Origin of the sequence: Mariniflexile sp. AS56, assembly GCF_030552475.1 — a bacterium.
Lineage (GTDB): Bacteria > Bacteroidota > Bacteroidia > Flavobacteriales > Flavobacteriaceae > Mariniflexile.
In genome coordinates, this window is the sequence record NZ_JAUPED010000031.1 from 1 (window position 1) to 18,840 (window position 18,840).

Here is an 18,840-nt window from a genome sequence, read left to right on the forward strand (position 1 = left end):
ACGGAATTTTAGAATTCAAATCTGCTCTCAGCAAATTTAAATTTTCCTCTACTTCAGAGGGCGGAGTGTCTGTAATAGAAATCATACTATAAATATAGCTAAATATTACATTAGTTAAACGATTATGATAATAAAAATTTGAAGTATGATTTTTGAAACTAAATGGAATTAAATTTCAGGACTTATAAGATTGTTTTACGTGCTTAGTAAATCAATAAAAAACCCTGTAAATCATAAGTTTACAGGGTTTTTGGTGGGTTTTGATACCCATAAAGTGGAGTCGGAGACTATCGAATTTAACATACTTTAACATATCTTAATTTATTAAAAATACTTTTTAACCCTTATTTTTATTGATGTTTTATATTTTATTATATATTTGAGTTATGTTTAATTAAAACAATATTGTCACCTATTTTGTCACCTTTATTGTCACCTCAAAAATATGACTCATTCATTTTATCTAAAAGAACCTCAAGGCAGGGTTGGGAAAAAACCAAGCTTAATATATTTTACATGCCATTTCAATAAAGAAAGCAAGAAATTTGTCTATTCGACAGGCGAACATATAAAGCCTATACATTGGAGTTTTGAGCAAAACAGACCAAAATTAAAGGGTACTATAAAAGATAATAATTCCAGTTCAATATTTACCCAGTTAAACAGGTATTCAGATAAATTTGAAGAATTAGAAGGATTATACACCAAGATAAATGAGGATTTTACCTCTAAAACTTTAAAAGAAGCATTTGACGCAGAATTTAAAAAAGTCTCATCTAAAAAAAATCTTTTTTTTGATGCCTATGATGATTTTACAGATGAAAAGAAGAAAAGAAAAGAGTGGAAACCAGCTACTATAAAAAGGTATAAAAACATAAAAAATCATTTAGAAGAATTTGAAAAAAAGAAAAAGTATAAGCTAACTTTTAGTAAAATCAATAATAAATTTTACACCGAATTTATAGATTATTGTTATACCACACTAGATCACAACACAAATACCTTTTCAAGAAATATAGGTTTGTTTAAAACATTTATGTTTTGGGCGTTGAAGGAAAAATATACCTATAACGAAACCTTCAAAGAGTTTGTAAAGCCAGAACGGGTAATAAGTAAAGAGGTGGCTTTAACTATAGACCAGGTAAAAACTATTTTTGAATTCACACCAAAAAGTAAAGCTTTGGAGCGTGTAAAAGATATATTCGTTTTTCAATGTTTGACAGGAACGCGTTATGGCGAATTAAAGCTTATTAGTAAAAGGTCTATTATAAATAATGTACTAATTATACATGAGGAAAAAGATGTAACAAAGGAAGCAAGGGAAGTCCCTCTTTTTGATATAACTAATTTTATTTTAAAGAAATACGATTATAAACTTCCATTATTGAGTAATCAGAAACAAAATCAATTTATAAAAGATGTGTTTGAGGAAGCTAAATTTACTTTTGAAGTAGAATATAGCAGAACCAAGAACAAGGTTCAAGAAATAAAACATCAACCTTTTAATAAACGGATCTCCACTCACACCGCAAAAAGAACATTTATAACCATAATGAAGAAGAAGGGTATAGCAGATAAAACAATTATGAATATGACTGGAAATAAAGACTTAAAGACCTTTAATACTTATTATAAAGTTGATAATATTGCTAAAGTTGATGCTGTTAATTTAGCGTTTGGTAGTTTGGAAGTTCCTAAATTAAAGAAGGCATGATTAAATCAAGTAATGAAATGTACAATATTTTAGAGTTTCTTATTGAAGGTGGACTTATGGATCACTTTTTGGATTTTAAAGAAAGTGCATTGGTGTACGGGGATGAAATGAGTAATACTCTTTTTAAGTTAGATTGTATTTCTAATTCATTTTTAAATATAGAAGAAGAAATAGATTTTTGGAAAAAAAGCTATAAAGAAGTTTATCCAACTGAATATTTAGCTAGAGATTACTTGACTTATTCAAAAAATGGAGGTATGATGCCTAATTGGGAAGCTGAGTTTTATGTGAATATTGAGCTATTTGAAGAATTTAACAAGATTTATAATGATATTTATCATGTGGACGGGAATCAGGTCGGTTTTTGTCAGAAATCTTGGAATGAAAAATACGATATTTCAAAATTATTATTAAAGGGTATTATAGCAAATGAATGTTTATTGGAAGATTTTATTTTTTTTCTTAAAAGATGGAGAGCTGTCAATCATAAAAATAATGAGCTGGTATATATTACATCTAAAATCCAAGAATTAGAAAAGGCTACCACACCACCACCAAATGAACCAAGAACTTTAAAAAGTCTTTTTAAGGAGGTTGGAGTTGAAAATAAGTATGATGATATCATTAATCTATTTATCGAAAATAATATTATACAAAAACAAGATAACGGGCTTGAAATATTAATACCACTTAAATATAAAGCTCAAGGTAAGCAATCTTTCATTTGTGCTATAGGGATGCAGCTGTATCTTAAGATGTATATTCATAAAGACCACGAAGGTGGAAAAATAATTACGGAGGCACTTAATAATACTTTTTTAAACTCTAGTGTATCAAGAGCGAATTATAACTATTTGTTAAACCAATCACCTAAACAAAATGAGTTTTTAAATAATTTTAAATTTGTTGAGTTTAATAGGGCTTAATAGGGCTTAATTTGTTTGACGGTTTGACAGTCAAAAGTGGTCAAATTGTTTTTTTGTTTCTATTTCTACTTTTGGATATGTTTAATAAAAAACGTATCGCATGGAAGGAATATTTTTTCAAGGAATAGATAGGGAGAAATTCACAAAACTACAGAATGAAGTTAATAATATATCTGAAAAGATTCAATTATTAATAGATGATAAGTTTAACGAAAAGCTTACTCCGGAACAAGCTGCTGAAGAGCAAAATTGCACCGTCCAAACGGTTTATGCACAAATAAAAAAAGGAATTTTACCAGCTTCAAAAGTTGGTAGAAAATTACTCATTAAACGTTCCGACTTAGATAACGCTCTTAAAGAAGTAAAATCACTAAAATATAAAAGATAAAAAACACCCCTAGTACGTCACCACAATGTACTAGGGGTTATATCATTTATAGCATAAAGCAATTAACAGATGCAAGTTACAAAATATAAAGAAAATAACTGGGATTCAATAGTTGCCTCTTGGAAAAAAGGATTTATAGATAGAACTAAGACTGTGTCCAAGAGTCGTAAACAAAATTTCACTTATGAAGATGCGTTAAGTAAATCAACGAATTCAAGAAATGATTTGGATGCGGTGATGATTGAGTACATTTCTTTTATTAATTCTGATCCTCTTAAAAATAATGACTATTTCAAGTATTTAGATTCTTACGCCAAGGGGAAAGAGCTTAATTTGAAGTATTTTAAGCATGATGTAGAGAAATTACAAGAGTATTACAAGGAAATTGATAAAGGAGAGTATTTGTCTTTTAATATGCTTGATTACAAAAAATATGTTCTATTTATGGTGTTGAAGTTGAATGGTTTTTACGAAAAGCGTTATGATTTACTTTTTAATGTTAAAAAGAAAGATGGTCGCGAATATAACCCTTTAACGTCCATTCCAAAGGTGCTTCGAGGCGAACTTCCTTTTAATGTTAAAGAGTATGATATAAAAAGAGCATTTCCAACCTTTATTGATATTGAATTAAAAGAGAATAGAGGTTTTGATGTTTATGAATATGTAGATAAGAGGAAATTCAATGCATTATTAAATTCTCATGCAGAAATAAATGGCTGTTCAATAGAAAGTATAAGAAAACAACTTTATCCTATTTATAAAGATCGCGTGTCTGAAGTTATTACAGAAGATAGGTTTTTTAATAAAGGAAAGATGTTTAAGGATTTGGTTAAGTATGAGGGGGAGGCAATTACGGCATTTGTTTCGAAGAATAATGTAAAAAACTACGCTAGGCTTCATGACGGGGTGTTTGTGTTGTCAGATGTTCAATGTTCTAATCTATTTTTTAATGAAGTCGAGTTTGCTATTAAGAAGTGTGTGGGACCCGAGATAATTAATAATAAATTACAATTTTATTATTTCGATAAAGGTGAGTTGGTTACAACAGCTCAGCTTTATAGTGATTTCTTTGTTCAAGAAAATTTTATGAGAGTAACGGAAGAGGGGCAGGATAAAATCACAATTTTCAAGGATACAAATAATGTGATTGCTCCTTTCAATCATAAAACTGATATTTTACCTTTTTTAAAGGAAAACATTAATGAGTTTTCTATTGATGACGTAGTTAATAGAATAGCAAAAGATTTGAATAGTTCGATTAATGGAGGTTATCATCTAATGGAACCAAAAGTATTAATTTATTATACCGACAAAAAAAGTGAATTTGGGATTTCTTTTAAAAATGGTTTCGCTAGGTATAACAAAGAAGAAAAAATCGTAGACATTATAGATTATAAAGATGTAAATGGTTTTTTTCCTCAACATAACACTCAATCACATGAGTTTATCTTTGAAGAAAAACCTGATGAAGGTGAGTTTGAAGTGTTTTTAAAAATGATTTGTATAGGAAAAGACCCTAGATGTGAGGATCTTACAAACGAGGAGAAAGGTGCATTTTTGAGCTTTTGTTGTATGATAGGCTACATGTGCCAAACCTATAAGAATCCATCTTTTTGTCCTGCCATTATTTTAAGTGATGCGGATGCGGATGATGAAAGTAGGAAAGGTGGTAGAGGAAAATCATTGTTAACTAAAGCGATATCTCATGTTCAAAATTCAATTTTAAAAGGAGGTGTTGAATTCGACTCGGGTTACAGGCACAATTTTGATGATCTTCATAAAAGTCATAGAGTGTATATTATTGATGATGTGCTATGTAATTTTAACTACGATGGAATATATACCAACGTATCTGGAGATATATCTTGCGGAAGGAAAACAATATCATCTGTAAACATACCTTTTAAATATACACCTAAATTTATAATAACTACCAATTGGGCTGTGAGATATGACTCTGAATCAGAGTCAACAAATAGAAGGTTTTATGAGTATAAATTCACAAATTATTTTAATAAAAACTTTACACCTAGGGATGTTTTTAAACATAATTTGTTTGATGATTGGGATAAGGAGGAATGGAATAAGTTTTACAACTTCATTTTTTATTGTGTTGGTAGTTTTTTAGAGCATGGAATGGAAAGGATTAAATATGATAAAAATTATGATAATTTTATGGCATATTTTAATAATGATTTGATATTGAGTGAGTTTGAAAGGGTTTTTGATATTGTGAGTTTGAAGGAACAAGGTTTTACTACTACTACCTTCGTTGAAGAATATCTGCATTTTAATAACCCCTTGAAAAATGAAAAATATTTTCATCAAAACAATGTGAAAAAGTTGCTTCAGATCTATATTAAACACAAAAACCTTCCTTTTAAATATGGAGAAGGTAGAAGGTGGAGGAGGATTTTTTAATATTTAGGTGTAAAAGGTGTAAAAGGTGTAGTATTTCAACACCCTGTATTACACCCTTTTTTTTTAAAAAGGTTTTGATTATCAGGTTTTTAATTGCTTATAGTACACCTGATACACCTAAAAAGAAATAACGCACACAGAAAAAATAAAAAAATAATAAGTGCAAAAAAAATAAAAAAATAATAATTGTTTTTATTTTTTAGGTGTGCTAGGTGTTTTTTTCTGTTTTATAATCATGATTACCAGTAGTTTGTGTTGTTTGGTGCAGGTGTGTGCTAGGTGTGTTTGCCTTACACCTCTTACACCTTCGCGAATTAATGATAATCAAAAACTATGAAAATTTATTTTACTTAATAATATAATAAAAAATGAAACATTTACTCTTTAAAATTATCAAACAAAATCCAACGGAAATAAATCTTTCAAGAAAGGATATGCTTGACTTTCCAGTACATGAACATTATCTAGATGAACAGCGAGAAATCATTATACGGTATAGCTATAATCCAACGAAAAAAACAGCAGAAAAAACGGAACAACTTATTGAGCGTTTAAAAAAGCACTTTAAACAACAATATAATGTTATTAGTGTGACTGTTTATCTCTAAAAAGTCGATTTCATAAAATTTAGGTATTAAGCATTATTTTAGATCAGTTAATTAAGAGGAATTTGGTAATCATATTTATGTTATAGTACCTGTAAACCAAGACACTTCATTAATAGATGAATCTTCAAAGTTTAATGAGGATAATTATATTATTGCTGGAACCTCAAACGATTTTAATGAACGTAAATATGATTTATCTTTAGTAGATGTTTTAATGCGGCCTGATGACCTAGAAAGTGAACTAATAAGATGTGTAGATGATAAAAAAATAAGTTATATAGCTATTGGTTTAACTATTTCAGCTACAATTTTACTCCTTTCTAGAAAAACAGAAAGCTAAAATTATATTATAGTTAGTATAAAATTTAACAAAAACAGTATAGTTATTGGTTTAGCTTTCGATCAATACTTTGTGGTAAAAATTTTTTTGGGTAAATTCTCGGTAAGTTTTCGGTTTTTTAGGTGTTAACTTAATATGGTAAAAGTTATTTTTGGGTAATTCTCGGTAAGTTTTGGGTGAATTTTCGGTAAGTTTTCGGTTTTTTTTAGGTGTTAACTTAATGCGGTAAATTCTCGGTAAGTTTTGGGTAAGTTTTCGGTGTTTTTAGGTGTTTTTAGGTTTTTTAGGTGTTAACTTAATGTGGTAAAAGTTATTTTTCGGTAATTCTGGGTGAATTCTGGGTAAGTTTTAGGTAAAACTTTAGGTGTTTTTAGGTTTTTTAGATGTTAGCTTAATGTGGTAAAAGTTATTTTTTGGTAAGTTCTCGGTTTATGTTGGTTAACCTTTTATGGATTCAGCATGTATTAAATCTAGTTCTGGTGTTTTAGGTTTAAATAGCGGAAAAATGAATAAAATATAATAAACACCGTAAGCAACCTTTGAAAGGATTTTTGCTCCTATAACTTCTATTATGTAACTTAGCTTTGGGTTGGTTTTGTGGCGGAATAGTTGTTTTGAGCGTTGGCAATAGCTCTTTGCTTTTTTATTGTACTAATTTATTAAAATAGATACTTTTAAATAAAACAAGCAATGTGCTATTATAGCGTTGGCTACAACTATTGTGACATAAAACCAACTATGTGGTGGCGCGCGGAACAACACAAAAGACAGAGGATTTTTGCTTTTTTGCAAAATACTGGGTTTTGGGTTGTGGGGATTTTATTGCCATAAAGGTTCTGTTTCCCAATCATCAGTATAACCTAATGCTTTTCTATCTACTAATGGATATTGAGTAAACAAATCGTCTAATTTTTCTTTGAAAGAATTCCTAGGATTAACGGATTGTAAAAGATATTTTAACATACATAAAACAAAATAAGTGCGCTTTTTTATATGAACTCTATTCTGCGTACGTGTATCCATATTATAACAATTAACAATCCAATCTAATGAGGTTTGCTCTGGAACAGTAGCTTTTATTTTTAAATTTTTATTCCATAGCCTACTATGATGTGCACAAGTATTTCTAATATAAACTAATGTGTGAAGCCAAGTGACAAAAACATCATCCCTTAAGCCAAATTTTTGAGAAATATTTCTTTTCGTTCGACCTCCTTTAAGGTTAGAATAAATATATGATAAGCTACCAAAAGAACAAACCTCTAAAGCCATCCAACTAGGTGGTAGTTCTTCTATATATTTATTTTTATAATTAGTTATAAACAACTCATTACTTCTATTAACCTCATTAAACATTTTGCTTATATCACGGGTATGTTGTGAATGAGATTTGAAATTATTTGTATCTGATAACCAAAAAACACCCCAACTATGAGAACATTCATACGAAATAACTGCTCGTATAGCTACTTCAATTTTTTCAATTTGATTTAAAATTAAAAGACGTAATTCACGATCAAATTTATACAACTCGAATGCTTGATTAAAGTGAGCATCAGCCTTAAACCTGTGGTTTGTTTTAGGATTAGCTAGCAGTGTATACCAATAACCAGATAACCTGTAATAACTTAATTTTTCTAAAAGATGTAATGCTTTTTCTTCACAACCTTCAAAAGATAATCCTCTCGAAGATAAACGCTCAAATTGTTGTTGATATGATAATGGTGGTTTTGAGTAATTTTCCTTAGTCATAGCTAAATATAAGGCAAAAAAAAACTCACCCTGAGCGCGCTGTTCTAATGGGAAGCGGGGTAAGTATGTTGCTGCAAAAGTACAAAAATTTTTTAATTATCTACACCACTAATAAAAGTTTTTACAAAGTCTTTTATTTTTTCTGTGATTCTTGTGCTTATTGATTCTCTTTGTAAGACACTTGGTTGCTTTTCTAATGCTTCAATAACTTCATCTTCGGTTGCCATTCTACCTGTAAAAAGAAAATCGTTTATAATGTCTTCTACTTTATCTTGTTTTAACGCTTCCGCCTTACTTAAATCTTGTAAAGCTTTTTTAGTTTCTACTTGCCAATAGTTTTTAAATTCATCTTCAATAGCTTCACTATCGTTTATTTTAGGTAGATTATTTTGAATGAACTTTTCTATTAAAACTCGTTTACTTCTTAATTCAGATTCTCCAGCTATTAAATCTATAATCTGTTTTTTCTGTTTTGCGTGGTCTTTTGGTTTAGCATCTTTTAATTGTGCTAACAGCTTCATTATGTAGGCTACATTAATTTCATCACGATGTATTAACTCTAATTCAAAATCAATTTCATCTAAAATAGATACTGTTTCCTTTTGGTTATTTGTTTTTATCTTATCGTAAAGGTCTAAATATTTACTTGTGTAATCTGCAAACTCTTGGTCTTTCATATAGGTATCATCAAATGAAAATTCTACAAATGATGATAATATATTTTTTAATCGCATTATTTCTCTAAATGCTTTTGCAAATTCTAATTCATCTTCTTCAGTAACTAAATCGTTTACACTATCTACAGTTGGTGCAATACCCATTAATACTTTATAAGCTTCATTAAATTTCGCTATTTGCTCATCGTATGGTGCTATAATTATAGTTTCTTGAGCGTTTTTATCAGAAAACAAAGCGATAGCATCGTCTGTGTTTTGTTTTAGATTACGGAATGCTAAAATATTACCTTGTGATTTCTTTTCGTTTAAGATTCTATTAGTACGAGAATAAGCTTGTATTAAACCGTGATAGTTTAAGTTTTTATCTACATAAAGCGTATTTAAGGACTTACTATCAAAACCTGTAAGAAACATATTAACGACTAATAATATATCAATCTGCTTGTTCTTAACACGTTTAGAAATGTCTTTTTTATAGTTTAAGAATGTATTACCATCTTTAGCTGATTGTTTAGTACTAAACTGTTTATTATAATCTGCTATAAATTCATCTAATTTATCTCTTGTATGTTTATTTACAGGTGCATCATCATTTACATCTTCCTCTTGTATTTGACCGTTTGCATCCTTATCTGGTTCATTTACGTTATAAGAAAAGATAGTTGCAATATTTAAACGGTGTTGGCCTGCTTCTTTTTTAGCCTTTAATAACTCGTAATATTTTATTAGAATATCTACACTACTTACACAAAACATTGCTGTAAATGCTCTGTGATGTGTTTTACGATTGTGATTTGCTATTATATAATTTGTAATAGTATTTAAATATTCATCACTTTCATAGACTTCTTGTTTGTTTATATCTTCTACTTTGGTATCATCTACACCCTCTTTAGATTTAAAAACATTGTAATACTCTATTGAGAATTTTAATACATTTTCATCTCTAATAGCATCTGTAATTACATATTGATGTAAACATTCGTGAAATAGGTTTGCAGTTGTTTGTTTGATACTCTTTTTACTAATCGCATTTTTTACAAATATTGGTGTTCCTGTAAAACCAAATAATTGATGATTGGTAAAGAAGTTTACAATACGTTTGTGTGTATCTCCAAATTGAGAACGATGACATTCATCGAATATAAAAACTACTTTTTCATCTTTTAAAGCTTCAATCTGTTTTCTAAACTTTGCTTTTGAAATAGCACTATTTAGTTTTTGAATTGTTGTAACTAATAAAGGTCTGTTATTATCTAAAAATTGATTGATAAGCATTTTGGTGTTTTCAGTACCATCAATACTCTCTTTGTCGAATGCTTGAAATTCTCTAACAGTTTGGTCGTCTAAATCTTGTCTATCTACAACAAAAACCACTTTTTTTATTTTAGGGTTGTTTGTTAATATCTGACTTGCCTTAAATGACGTTAGCGTTTTACCTGAACCTGTTGTGTGCCATATATAACCGTTTTTATCAGAATTTTTAACTCTATCTATAATTGATTCTACTGCATAATACTGATAAGGTCTAAGTATCATTAGCTTTTTATCACTTTCGTGTAAAACAGTATACTTTGTAATCATTTTAGCAATATGACAAGGCTCTAAAAAGATGCTTGTAAACTTATCTAATTGTGTGATTTTTTTATTCTTTTCGTCACTCCAAAAAGATGTAAACTTGAAACTTTGTTTTTGACTATTTGCGTAGTATTTGGTATCAACACCATTACTAATTACAAATAATTGCACATAATTAAATAGGGCATTATTAGATGCAAATGACTCTTTTTGATAACGCTGTATTTGATTAAATGCTTCTTTAAGTTCAATCCCTCTACGTTTTAATTCTATTTGTACTAATGGTAACCCATTAATAAGAATAGTAACATCGTAACGGTTTTCTCTTTTACCATTAATTGTAATTTGATTGGTGACTTGAAATTGATTTTGACACCAGAAGTCTTGATTAATAAACTCTATATATGCTTTCTCTCCGTTATCTTTATGTAATACATATTTATCTCTTAAAGTTTTAGCTTTATCGAATATATTACCCTTAGAAAGGTATATTAATATGCGCTCAAACTCGGAAGCAGTAAAGGTTATTTTATTATGCTTCTCTAATTGTGATTTTAGATTGCTTAATAAATCCTCTTCTGTTTTTATTACAACTGATTTATGGCCTAATGCTATTAATTGGCTTATTAAATTATTTTCTAATACTTGTTCTGGTTGTGTTGTCATATTTAAACAAACATTTGTTGTAGCAATCCCTTTTTAAAGCTTTTACTATTTTCTATTTTGGTATTTAAAGCTTCTATTTTTAAATCTATATCTGATAAGAAATTGGCTATTTTGTTTTGTTCTTCAACACACGGTAATTGCACTAAACATTTTCCTATTTCCCCTAAATTTATTTTTATAGGAAAGGCAACGTGTATAATCCTTTTCCAAAGTTCACGCTGAAATGGAACTGAATTAATATATTGAGCTAAATATTTACTAGAAAAAGAAGAGTTTTGTTTAATTAAGGCTAAACTCACATAAAATGAAGCCTTTACATCCCAATCAATATACCTAGCTTTTCCAACATTCCCTATACGGGTCATTAATATATCGCCTTTCTCTAATCTCACTCTTTTGTTCTCTTTCTCAAAAACCTCTCTAGAGATATATTTTGTCTTTTCAAATTGATTAGCTGTAACGTGTTCCACACTATAAAAAGGGACACCCTCTGAAACGTAATTGGGCGTTTGATGTGTGCCATCATAGTATTTGGTAATCTCGCCTAACATCTTCTCCTCCCAAACAGGAAACTCATTACCATTATCATCTTTAAACCTTAATTCTTGATTAAATATTTTTTGCATTATGCCTTTTTTGTATTGTTCTAAAAGGGTTTTCTTTTTGGTGAGTTTGATAATTACCTCATCTACATCTGTAAGGAATGATGCTATTTTTTGTTGTTCTGGAAGGGATGGCAATTTCAAAGGAATACTTTTACATACTTCTTTATTTAATTTAGGTTGAGCTGTACCTGTATTATAAATCACATAATTTACAAGCTCTAAACTCTCAGTTAGAAAATCAATATTTACTTCAGCTTTAGGTTTTAAAACGTGTGCGTGATTGTTAATCCAGCATTTCCCACTAACTCTATAAGCTAACGGTAAGTTCCTTGATAAAATATTTTCTCCGTCCTCACCCAAAAGAACGAGTTCATCATCAAAAATATATTCATTTATATAATCAATGATACCTGAAGCACCATAATATGGATATACCCCTTGTGTTTTCGCTCTGTCTGCGCTTTTTATTGGTTTTCTTTTATGGTCTAAAAAAACAGCAACATCAATGAGTTTTTTCTTGTTCCATTCATCTTCAAATTCAGTAAACCTCAATTGTGGTGTTAATTGCTTTTCCATAGCTAAAAAGGTGTTTTAATATTTAACTCCTTACAATAAGAGGCAATACGTTTATCAGTTTCTGCAATTTCTACATCTAATGCTTGAATTTGTTCTGCAACTATATTAATATCAATAGGTTCTTCTTCTTCAAACGTATCTACATAACGCGGTATGTTTAGGTTATAGTCGTTATCAGCTATTTCTTGTAAAGTTGCTCTGTGGCTGTATTTTTCTGTTACCGTTCTATTGGTATAGGTTTCTACAATTTGATTGATATGCTCTGGTAGTAGCTTATTGTCTTTACCTTGTTTTTCAAAATGATTGGAAGCATCAATAAATAATACATCTTCGTTTACCTCTCTACATTTTTTTATTACTAAAATACACGTTGGTATCCCTGTACCAAAAAAGATGTTTGCAGGTAAACCAATTACAGCATCTATATAGTTTCTATCTTCTATTAAATAACGTCTAATATGTGCTTCTGAACTACCTCTAAATAATACACCGTGCGGCAATACGGTTGCCATTATTCCACTTTCATCTAAATGATGAATCATATGTTGTACAAATGCAAAATCGGCTTTTGTTTTAGGTGCTAATTTACCATACTGACTAAATCTATCATCTGTACTAAATATCCCTTTTGCAGACCACTTTGCAGAAAATGGTGGGTTTGCTACAATAGCTTCGGCTTTTAAGTCGATAGCCATATGTTGTGGTTCTTCTAAGGTATCTTCTTGTTTAATATCAAACTCACGATAATTTACATCGTGTAGTATCATATTCATACGTGCTAAGTTGTACGTTGTACGGTTTAATTCTTGACCGTAAAACATACCGACATTATCTACTTCTTTAGCTACACGTAATAGTAATGAGCCACTTCCACACGTTGGGTCATACACCGATTTTAAACGTTTTTTACGAGTTGTTACAATTTTTGCTAATATGGTAGAGACTTCTTGAGGTGTGTAAAATTCCCCTGCTTTTTTACCTGCACTTGCAGCAAACTGCCCAATTAGAAACTCATAAGCATCACCTAATAAATCGCTGTCATTATCCTCTAATCTAAAATCAATTTCATCTAAATGTATTATGATTTTTGCAATCGTTTCATTTTGTGCTTTTACAGTTCTTCCTAACTTACCAGAAGTTAAATCTAAATCTTCAAATAGTTTTACAAAATCATCTTCTGATTCTGTACCCATTGTACTTTGTTCAATATTGGTAAGAATTCGCTCTAAGTCTTCAATGATAAAGAATTGCTTTGCTTCGTCATTATCGTTGGTTACTATTTCTGAAAGGTTATTTCCTTTTTGAGCAATAGAGGTAAATAATTCGCTTGGTTTTAAGAAGTAACCTAATTCTTTTACACAGGCTTTTTTAACAGCTTCAACATATATTTTACCATTTTCAGAATTTTCATCTAACTGATCATAGGTTAAATTATCTGGTGCTAATATTTTATTAGCGTATAAGTGTAACTTTTCTGAAAGATATTTAAAGAATATAAAGCCTAAGATGTAGTTTCTGTAATCGTCTGCATCCATTTTGCCACGTAAGAGATTGGCAATAGCCCATAATTGTTTTTCAAGTAGTTTTTTTTGTTCTTCTGACATTGATTGGTAAGGTGTATTTTGAATTGTTAAAAATATAAATATATATTGGTTTAATAATACGGGTTTCCGTATTTACTTTTTTCCCTTGTTTTTGGTTTAGTTTTTTAACTACAGATTGATTTATACCAACTTTTTCTATTTTATGTTTAGCTAACTCTTCATTTATAATGCCTTACATTTCATAGATTGAATAAAATTCAAAAGGAAAGAGTGAGTTTTCTTTAGCGATGTAAAAAGTCACCTGTTTTGTCACCTTAAAAAATAAACCCCCGTAAACATTGCTGCTTCGGGGGTTTTCAGTGGAGTCGGAGAGAATCGAACTCTCGTCCAAACAAGTAACAAAAGGGCTTTCTACACGTTTATTCTTTTCTTAGGTTTTCGACTAAAAGCTGGTTAAAGACAACCCACTTTTAACTTAGCTTCTTTAGTTTCGTAAAAGCATCAAAGCACTGCCTAAACTATATTGACATTTACGATATCTCAAAATGGAACGCCGTCAATCAAGGCTTTCCGGAGACATAAAGCTTGTACACCTTGTGTACCTAGGCTAATCTTACTAAAATTCAGATTATGCAGCTAAAGCGTAGTTATTCTCGCCGTTTAAAGTTTGATTTAGTCTTTTAGGTGTTTCAAAATCATTACACCACGTGCTTACCGTTCAATTAATCTCGCTGTCAAAACCAGTCGACCCCATTAATTCCTGCGTGAACAGGAATAGTATTAAAAGAAAAGTACTATTTTTATTTATGGCGTTACCCACTTTTGCTTTTAATGGCAAAAGTGCGTCAGGTTTTCCGCTATATCTTTTTAAAATGTCTTGGAAAGTACAAAGAAGGTGGCTATTTGCCAAATTCAGGTTCTCACCATATTAAATACACATTTATTTTAAAAAGGATGCCGCTTCAACCCTTAACGCGAGCTGCAAAGTTATCAAAAACTTTGTAATTCAATAGAAATACATCTAATTTAGAGCAAAAATTATTCCAACCGTCAAAATATATGCAATTTGTAAGCGATCCTGAGGTTAAAAAAGCATTTAATGCCTACCCAAAACAGGTGAAAACGCAGTTACTATATTTACGAGCTTTAATTTTAGAAACCGCAAACGAATTAAACAACCTAAATATCTTAGAAGAAACCTTTAAATGGGGAGAGCCGAGTTATGTAACAAAACACGGAAGCACCATTCGAATAGATTGGAAAGCTAAAAACCCCAATCAATATGCCATGTATTTTCAATGTAGTACCAGTCTCGTACCAACATTTAAAATTATTTATAAAAACATTTTTGAATTTGAAGGAAGCAGAGCCATTGTATTTCAACAGAAAACTGAAATTCCAAAAGCAAAATTAAAACATTGTATCACATTAGCCTTAACCTATCATAAAATAAAACACTTGCCACTATTGGGCGCATAAACAGGAAGATCTATGAAATTTGCCATTATAAAAGAACGTAAAAACCCACCAGACCGTCGTGTGGTATTTTCACCATCAAAATTAAAAGAAGCACAAACACAATTTCCAGAAGCTACGTTTACAGTGGAATCTTCAGATATTCGTGTATTTTCAGATGAAACTTATAAAAAGGAAGGTTTTAAAGTCGCTGAAAATATTGCCGACTGCGATGTGATGATAGGCGTTAAAGAAGTGCCTATTGAAGCACTTATTCCAAATAAAAAATACTTTTTCTTTTCGCATACTATAAAAAAACAGCCCTATAACAGAAAACTGTTACAGGCTATTTTAGAAAAGAATATAGAACTTTATGATCACGAAACCATTGTTAACAGTAAAGGGTATCGCTTAATTGGGTTTGGTTATTATGCAGGTGTTGTTGGCGCTTATAACGGATTTCGTGCTTGGGGATTGAAAAATGACTCCTGGCAATTACCAAAGGCGGGTACCTTATCAAGTCAAGAAGCTTTAGTAAGTGAACTTAATACTTTAAAATTACCCACTATAAAAATACTGCTTTCAGGTAGTGGAAAAGTAGCAAAAGGGGCCCAACATATGTTGGAAGCGATGCATATTAAAAAAGTATCGGTGGCTGATTATTTAACAAATTCGTTTAATGAACCCGTATATTGTAAAATTGATGTGCTTGATTATAATAAACGGAAAGACGGAAAGGTCATAAACACCCGCGATTTTTTTAATAACCCTCAAGATTATGAGTCTGATTTTATGCGTTTCGCCAAAGTGACCGATTATTATATTGCTGGTCATTTTTACGGTAATGGTTCGCCATATTTTTATACGAAAGAAGATGTGAAGTCGCCCGATTTCAATATCAAACTAGTTGCAGATATTAGTTGTGATGTTAACGGACCTATTGCAACCACCCTAAAAGCGTCCACGATAGCAGATCCTATTTATGGTTACGACCCACAAAGCGGAACGGAAACCGATCATAAAACAGAAAACACCGTAACTGTTATGGCGGTAGACAACCTGCCTTGTGAACTCCCTAAAGACGCCAGTGAAGGTTTTGGAGAGCAGTTTCTGCAGCATGTGTTACCTGCATTCTTTAACAAAGATGCTGATGGTGTTTTGCAACGTGCCAAAATAACCGAAAACGGTAAGTTGACTGAACGTTTTGCATATTTGCAAGATTATATAAATGAAAAGTAATAGCTTTGTATCTTGATTTCCCCTAATTGGAACTTAAATTTATGACGAAAACTGCATTAATAACTGGAGCAGCTTCAGGATTAGGCTATGAATTAGCATTGTTATTAGCCAATGATGGCTATAATCTAATTTTAATAGATATTGATAATACCAATTTGCAAATTGCAAAATCAGCAATCGAGAAAAAGTTTTCTTGCAGTGTGTCTACCTTATTAAAAGATTTAAGCAAGCCTAATGTGTCCGTTGAAATCATGAAAGAAATTAATGGTATTCCTGTAGATGTATTGGTTAATAATGCTGGCTTTGGCTTGTTTGGGACTTTTGCTAATACCGAGTGGGAGCGAGAATCTGCGATGTTACATGTTCATATTTTAACCACCACGCATTTAACCAAATTAATGCTGGATGGTATGGTAAAACGCGGTTCGGGAAAAATATTAAACATGTCTTCTTTAGCAGCCTTTCAACCAGGGCCACTTATGTCTATATACTATGCTTCAAAATCGTATTTATTATCATTTTCTGAAGCTATTTCTAACGAGTTAAAAGGGACAGGTGTTACAGTTACTGCTTTATGTCCAGGGCCAACTAGGACTTCGTTTCAAAAAGTGGTTTCAAATAATACTTCAGAAAATAAGATCAGTTTTAATATGGCTTGTCCATCTAAAGTGGCGCTTTATGGCTACAACGCCATGAAAAAGGGGCAAACAGTGGCTATACCAGGAGTTATTAATAAATGCCTTTCCACGGTACATCGTTTTGTTTCTAGAAGAATGGCTGCCCAAATTGTTAGAAACTTGCAAGAGAAGAATAGGGACATTTAATAGCTTTTGTTTATTATTGGCTTCATGCTTTTAGTTGTTTATAATAAAGAGGTTGAAATACCCGAAAACCAATATTCAAAAATAGTCCGAATACAATCGTAAATATCCAAGCTTTTTTGTGATGTACAGGTTGTGATATGATATTAAAAATATCTAAAATTAAATATTTAGGATTGCTTAAAATTTCCCAAGAATTATAACGCAAAAACCGACCTAAATATACCCCGAAACTAGATAGAAATAGAAGCACCGTCACGATATAGTTTCGCGTAGTTTTAGTTGCATAAGTTTTAAGTATGGTTTTCATATCTAGAATGGATATGTAAAATAAAAGTAAACCAGTACAGGCGAAGGTGGTTACCACCAAAATATCTAGCCATAGAAAGGTGTTTACATTCAACCTTAAATGGATTAAATCTGTAACAATGTAGGGTGCATTAGGCAAAAACAATAACCACAACCCGAACCAAAGCGTCACCATTATTTTGTTTGTGTTTTGCAGGGTTGCTAAATAACTTGTTATAGCAAACGGGATAAGGGCTAAAAATAAATTCCAAATTAAAAATAAGTAAAAGAAAGAGTGGCTAAGTTTTACGCGTATCATTAATAAAAACAAACTAAGTATTAATGATATGCTTACTGTTGAATAAAGTTTGAATTGGTTGAAAAGGTGTTGTTTTATAGCGAGCATGATTTTGTGAGTTTTAGTTCAACAAGTAATGTGGTAACGATTCCTAAGGTATAAGCTACTAAATCTGTAACATGAAAGGTGCTACCCAGTATAAGTTTGGCTATATGATTATTTTCTAAGTTTAGTGGTTCTAGAATATTTACCAATTGCAAGAACTCAATAGCAAATGAAAAAGCCAACACACTCATTGCGATATTAAAATGCTGGCCTTTAATAAAGCTTTTGAAGAAGCAATACATTAAAATGACCACCAAATAATCGCCAAACGTATGACGAATAAAGCCGCTTTTTAAAAATATAGCGATTAAAGCTTCTGTGATGAAAAGAAGAATGGTGAGAATAATATATGTTTTGTTGAAATGTAGTTTCATAATTATTTAATAGCGATTTCTTTTCCAAACCAAATCCAAGACTGCATGGTTGTGATGAATACAGATGCAAAAAAGCACAGTAATGAGGGCTCTTTTAAGGATGCACACAGGCACAAACTGAAGCATGTTATGGCATAAAAGGGAAAAAATATTTCAAATATTGTTTTGTTAGTTGTTGTTTTTTTCTTCAACCAAAAAAAAGGCACAATTGTAAATAATAGCACGATTGTACAGCAAATGGATATGGGAATCATAGATAGAAAAAATAATGGGAGCATAATTTCTTCAAAATTTTTAGAAATGATAATGAACCAAAAAATACAGGTGGCCAACAAAGTTGCTTTTATTATGGTTTTTGAAATGTTCATAGACATTATTCAGTTTTAAAAGGCAGTATCTCATAAACTGTGTAAGTTTTAAAATCTCAGGTTAAATTTTAATCTGAGATTTTTTTATTTATTAATT

General features: G+C 30.7%; 14 protein-coding genes and 1 other RNA gene. 8 read left to right on the forward strand and 7 right to left on the reverse strand.

Annotation, left to right across the window (positions count from 1 at the left end):
• Positions 1-445: 445 nt before the first annotated feature.
• From Q5N74_RS18320 to Q5N74_RS18340, 5 genes are all read left to right on the forward strand, one after another.
• Positions 446-1,714: a phage integrase SAM-like domain-containing protein gene (locus tag Q5N74_RS18320; protein ID WP_304390447.1), complete on the forward strand. Its 1,269-nt coding sequence runs from the start codon at positions 446-448 to the stop codon at positions 1,712-1,714.
• The gene (locus Q5N74_RS18325; protein ID WP_304390448.1) at positions 1,711-2,640 is read left to right on the forward strand and encodes a hypothetical protein; all 930 of its coding nucleotides are present in this window, start codon (positions 1,711-1,713) and stop codon (positions 2,638-2,640) included. The genes Q5N74_RS18320 and Q5N74_RS18325 overlap by 4 nt, the downstream gene beginning before the upstream one ends.
• 100 nt (positions 2,641-2,740) lie before the next feature.
• Positions 2,741-3,028 (forward strand): helix-turn-helix domain-containing protein, encoded by a 288-nt coding sequence (locus tag Q5N74_RS18330; RefSeq protein ID WP_304390449.1) that lies wholly within the window; start codon positions 2,741-2,743, stop codon positions 3,026-3,028.
• 69 nt (positions 3,029-3,097) lie between these two features.
• Complete coding sequence (locus Q5N74_RS18335) at positions 3,098-5,449, forward strand: hypothetical protein (RefSeq protein WP_304390450.1); 2,352 nt, start codon at positions 3,098-3,100, stop codon at positions 5,447-5,449.
• 368 nt (positions 5,450-5,817) lie between these two features.
• On the forward strand, positions 5,818-6,057 hold the full coding sequence (locus tag Q5N74_RS18340; RefSeq protein WP_304390451.1) for a hypothetical protein: 240 nt from the start codon (positions 5,818-5,820) through the stop codon (positions 6,055-6,057).
• Positions 6,058-7,216: 1,159 nt separating this feature from the next.
• On the opposite strand, the gene Q5N74_RS18345 is transcribed toward Q5N74_RS18340, so the two are convergent.
• The 5 genes from Q5N74_RS18345 to ssrA all read right to left on the reverse strand — a co-directional run bounded on the left by Q5N74_RS18345 (position 7,217) and on the right by ssrA (position 14,547).
• Positions 7,217-8,149, reverse strand: coding sequence for an Abi family protein (locus Q5N74_RS18345; protein WP_304390452.1), 933 nt, complete (start codon positions 8,147-8,149; stop codon positions 7,217-7,219).
• Between the two features lie 92 nt (positions 8,150-8,241).
• Positions 8,242-11,070 carry a type I restriction endonuclease subunit R gene (locus tag Q5N74_RS18350; RefSeq protein ID WP_304390453.1) on the reverse strand — a complete coding sequence of 943 codons (2,829 nt, stop codon included), beginning with the start codon at positions 11,068-11,070 and terminating at the stop codon, positions 8,242-8,244.
• A gap of 2 nt (positions 11,071-11,072) precedes the next feature.
• Entirely contained in the window at positions 11,073-12,251 is a 1,179-nt protein-coding gene (locus Q5N74_RS18355) for a restriction endonuclease subunit S (RefSeq protein ID WP_304390454.1), read from the reverse strand.
• A gap of 2 nt (positions 12,252-12,253) precedes the next feature.
• Positions 12,254-13,855, reverse strand: a complete 1,602-nt coding sequence (locus tag Q5N74_RS18360) for a type I restriction-modification system subunit M (protein WP_304390455.1) — start codon at positions 13,853-13,855, stop codon at positions 12,254-12,256.
• 297 nt (positions 13,856-14,152) lie between these two features.
• Positions 14,153-14,547, reverse strand: a transfer-messenger RNA (tmRNA) gene (ssrA, locus tag Q5N74_RS18365).
• A 307-nt stretch (positions 14,548-14,854) separates the two neighbouring features.
• Here ssrA and Q5N74_RS18370 point away from each other — a divergent pair.
• From Q5N74_RS18370 to Q5N74_RS18380, 3 genes are read left to right on the forward strand one after another with little or no spacing between them, the layout of a single operon-like run.
• Positions 14,855-15,274: a DUF1801 domain-containing protein gene (locus Q5N74_RS18370; protein WP_304390456.1), complete on the forward strand. Its 420-nt coding sequence runs from the start codon at positions 14,855-14,857 to the stop codon at positions 15,272-15,274.
• A 12-nt stretch (positions 15,275-15,286) separates the two neighbouring features.
• The gene (locus tag Q5N74_RS18375) at positions 15,287-16,489 is read left to right on the forward strand and encodes an NAD(P)-dependent oxidoreductase (protein ID WP_304390457.1); all 1,203 of its coding nucleotides are present in this window, start codon (positions 15,287-15,289) and stop codon (positions 16,487-16,489) included.
• Between the two features lie 41 nt (positions 16,490-16,530).
• Positions 16,531-17,313, forward strand: coding sequence for an SDR family oxidoreductase (locus tag Q5N74_RS18380; protein ID WP_304390458.1), 783 nt, complete (start codon positions 16,531-16,533; stop codon positions 17,311-17,313).
• Between the two features lie 22 nt (positions 17,314-17,335).
• Here Q5N74_RS18380 and Q5N74_RS18385 read toward each other — a convergent pair whose 3' ends face one another.
• The gene (locus Q5N74_RS18385; protein WP_304390459.1) at positions 17,336-18,004 is read right to left on the reverse strand and encodes a DUF1361 domain-containing protein; all 669 of its coding nucleotides are present in this window, start codon (positions 18,002-18,004) and stop codon (positions 17,336-17,338) included.
• Positions 17,992-18,375: a DUF2809 domain-containing protein gene (locus Q5N74_RS18390; protein ID WP_304390460.1), complete on the reverse strand. Its 384-nt coding sequence runs from the start codon at positions 18,373-18,375 to the stop codon at positions 17,992-17,994. The genes Q5N74_RS18385 and Q5N74_RS18390 overlap by 13 nt, the downstream gene beginning before the upstream one ends.
• Positions 18,376-18,840: the final 465 nt, after the last annotated feature.